Genomic DNA, 3,251 nt, shown 5'->3' with positions numbered 1-3,251 from the left:
TGTTGGACGGCACTCAATATGCCTACGTCGCAGGCGATTTGAGTGCATGATGTCTGCCGACGATTTCTGGTGCGTGCCAGTTTCGGGGTTGTGTTGATTGGCGGCGGCACCTTGCCGATTCGGGCACGCGAAGGCCCTCCCGGTGACTTTTGGCGAAGTGCTGTCCGAGAGGGCCGTGTAGCGCATGGAGACGCTGTGATCACGGTAGGCGCGGACGCGGTTCGAGTCGAATCCAGGTTGGCCAATGGTGAGTTCGAGTGCCCCGATTGCGGGGGCGTTCTGCGTCCGTGGGGGTGGGCCAGGACGCGGGAGTTGCGCGGTGCGCGTGGTTCGGTGCGGGTACGTCCGCGCCGGTCTCGGTGTGGTTCGTGTGCGGGTTCCCATGTTCTTCTCCCGGTGTTCGCGCTGGTCAGGCGGGCGGATATGGCGGTGGTGATCGGCGCGGCGCTGGCGGCCAAGGCCGCGGGGGCGGGTGCTCGCGCGGTGGCGGCGATGCTGGGTCGTGCGGTGGAAACGGTGCGGGGCTGGTTTCGCCGGTTCGCTGCGCGCGCGGCGGTGCTGCGGGTGTGGTTCACCCGGCTGCTGGTCGATGTCGGGGTCGATCCGGTGCCGCCGGCCTGCTCGGGCTCGGCCTTCGCCGACGCGGTCTCGGCCGTGATCGGCGCTGCGGTCGCGGCGGGATCGCGATGGCCCGGCGTCGGGCAGGTGTCGCCCTGGTCGGTCGCGGTAGCGGCTTCGTCGGGGCGTTTGTTGTCGCCGAGGTGGCCGGGTTCGGGGTCCAACACGAACTGACTCTGCCGAAATCGGTTGGGGCAAGGCATTTTCGGCGGGTCTGTCGTTTGACCTGGAGGAGGTGCCGACGAGGAATGTCGAAGGCCGATGAAGAAGACAAGGCGCGGCGCGAGCGCGCTCAGGCGATCGCGTTGTTCCGATACATGCTGATCCGCGAGGCCGCTGATGCGTCGCTGACTCCGCGTCAGCGGGGTGCTCTGGTCCGTAAACTCGCCGCTGAGCCCCATACCGACCCGGACGGGCGGGTAGTGCGGATCACCCGCTGGACCCTGGATCGCTGGATCCAGCAGTGGCGGCGTCACGGGTTCGATGCGCTGGTGCCTTCCACGCGCCAATCCCAGCCGCGCACACCGCCGGAGGTGTTCGAGCTGGCCTCGGCGTTGAAGAAGGAGAACCCGAGCCGCAGCGCCGCCCAGATCCAGCGGATTCTGCGGGCACAGCACGGGTGGGCGCCCGATGAGCGGACCTTGCAGCGGATGTTCGTGCGCACCGGGTTGACCGCGTTGCACGCTCCGGCCGAGCCGGCGACGTTCGGCCGGTTCGAGGCCGAGCGTCCGAATGAAATGTGGACCGGGGACGCATTGCACGGGCCCCGGGTCAACGGCCGCAAAACCTATCTGTTCGCGTTCATCGACGATCATTCCCGCGCGATCGTCGGGCATCGGTGGGGTTTCGCCGAGGACACCGTCCGCCTGGCGGCCGCGCTGCGACCTGCATTGGCGGCCAGGGGAATTCCGCGATATGTCTATGTCGACAATGGGTCGGCATTCGTTGATTCGTGGCTTTTGCGGGCCTGCGCGAAGCTGGGGATCAAGTTGATCCATTCCCAGCCCGGCCGCCCGCAGGGCCGGGGCAAGATCGAGCGGTTCTTCCGCACCGTCAATGGTGAGTTCACCGTCGAGATCGCCGCCGGGGACGGCGAAGTCGGGCGCCAGGTCCAGGACCTGGCGGAGATGAACCGTTTGTTCGCCGCCTGGGTCGAAACCGTCTATCACCGGCGGACGCATTCCGAGACCGGGTTCGCGCCGTTGGCGCGGTGGTTGGAGGCCGCGCCGTTCGCGGTCCCCTCGCCGGAGGATCTGGCCGAGGCTTTCCGCTGGTCCGAGCATCGGACGGTGTCGAAAACGGCGTTGGTGTCGTTGCACGGCAACCGTTACCAGGTCGATCCCGGCCTGGTCGGGCGCCGGGTCGAGTTGGTGTTCGACCCGTTCGACCTGACGTTTCTGCGGGTCCGCCACGAAGGCCACGACGCCGGAACAGCGTTGCCGTTCCAGATCAACCGGCACTCCCACCCCAAGGCCAAACCCGAGATCCCCGCCGAGGCGCCCCAGCCGAGCACCGGCATCGACTACCTCGAACTCATCGACAACCAGCACACCGACGAGCTGGCCGCCAAGGTCAACTACGCCGCACTGGGCTGGAACCCGGCCGAGGACCCCTCGGTCCTGGACCTCGATATCCCCGAATAGACCTTCCCGCAACGACTTCGGAAAGAAACACAAGCTCTCATGATCGAGAAATTGCAGGCCCATTACGGTTTCACCCGCACCCCGTTCGGGCGTGACCTCGCCCCGGGAATGCTGCACCGCCACGCCTCCCACAACGAGGCCGTCGCGCGGATCAGCTGGTGCATCAGCGAACGTTCCATCGGGGTGGTCACCGGAGAGGTCGGGGCCGGGAAAACGGTGTCGGTCCGCACCGTTTTGGCCGGCCTGGATCCCTCCCGGCACACGGTGATCTATATCCCGAACCCGATGATCGGGGTTCGTGGCATCCACGAGGAGATCGTCAACGCTTTCGGTCAGCACGTCGCTCACCTGGGTTCGCGGTTGATGGTCCAGGCCAGCAAAGCCCTGGTCGCTGAACGTGAAGAACGTGGCCGCACACCGGTTCTGGTCATCGATGAAGCGCATCTGATGAACTACGAACAACTCGAATCGGTTCGAATGCTGACCAACACCAATCTCGATCAGGACTCGCCGCTGGCCTGTCTTCTGGTCGGGCAGCCGACGCTGCGGCGCACCATGAAACTCGCGGTCCTGGCCGCGCTCGAGCAGCGAACCGCGTTGCGCTACACCATGCCCGGGATGACCTCGGCGGAGACGACCAGCTACATCGCCCACCATCTGAAGCTGTCGGGGCGGGCGGATCCGTTGTTCACCGAGGACGCGATCAGCCTGATCCACACCACCTCGCGCGGGTTTCCCCGCGCGGTCAACAACCTCGCGTTGCAGTCTCTGGTCGCCACGTTCGCGGCGGGCAAGAGCCTCGTCGACGAGGTCGCGGCCCGCTCCGCTGTCAGCGAGGTGATCGGCGACTGACATCGGGCACCTTGCCGACGATCGGCGACACCTCGCCGATGAGGACCCCGCTGCGGCTATGCCCGGCGGGGTTCTCTTGCCTCTGATGGTCGGCATCTTCAACGCCTGGTTGATCGGCATTTTCAGCGTCGCCTAACA

Annotated in this window: 3 protein-coding genes; all 3 read left to right on the top strand. The window is 66.3% G+C overall.

The features are described 5' to 3' along the window. Positions 1-396: 396 nt before the first annotated feature. The gene (locus tag ACFVMC_RS33130; protein ID WP_379216929.1) at positions 397-792 is read left to right on the top strand and encodes a hypothetical protein; all 396 of its coding nucleotides are present in this window, start codon (positions 397-399) and stop codon (positions 790-792) included. 74 nt (positions 793-866) lie between these two features. Further along, the gene (locus tag ACFVMC_RS33125) at positions 867-2,261 is read left to right on the top strand and encodes a DDE-type integrase/transposase/recombinase (RefSeq protein ID WP_379216927.1); all 1,395 of its coding nucleotides are present in this window, start codon (positions 867-869) and stop codon (positions 2,259-2,261) included. Between the two features lie 39 nt (positions 2,262-2,300). Further along, the gene (locus ACFVMC_RS33120) at positions 2,301-3,113 is read left to right on the top strand and encodes an ExeA family protein (RefSeq protein ID WP_379216925.1); all 813 of its coding nucleotides are present in this window, start codon (positions 2,301-2,303) and stop codon (positions 3,111-3,113) included. Positions 3,114-3,251: the final 138 nt, after the last annotated feature.

This window comes from Nocardia sp. NPDC127579 (genome assembly GCF_042672005.1).
GTDB lineage: Bacteria > Actinomycetota > Actinomycetes > Mycobacteriales > Mycobacteriaceae > Nocardia.
The sequence above is the reverse complement of the archived record's forward strand: the minus strand, read 5'-3'. Positions and strand labels throughout refer to the sequence as shown.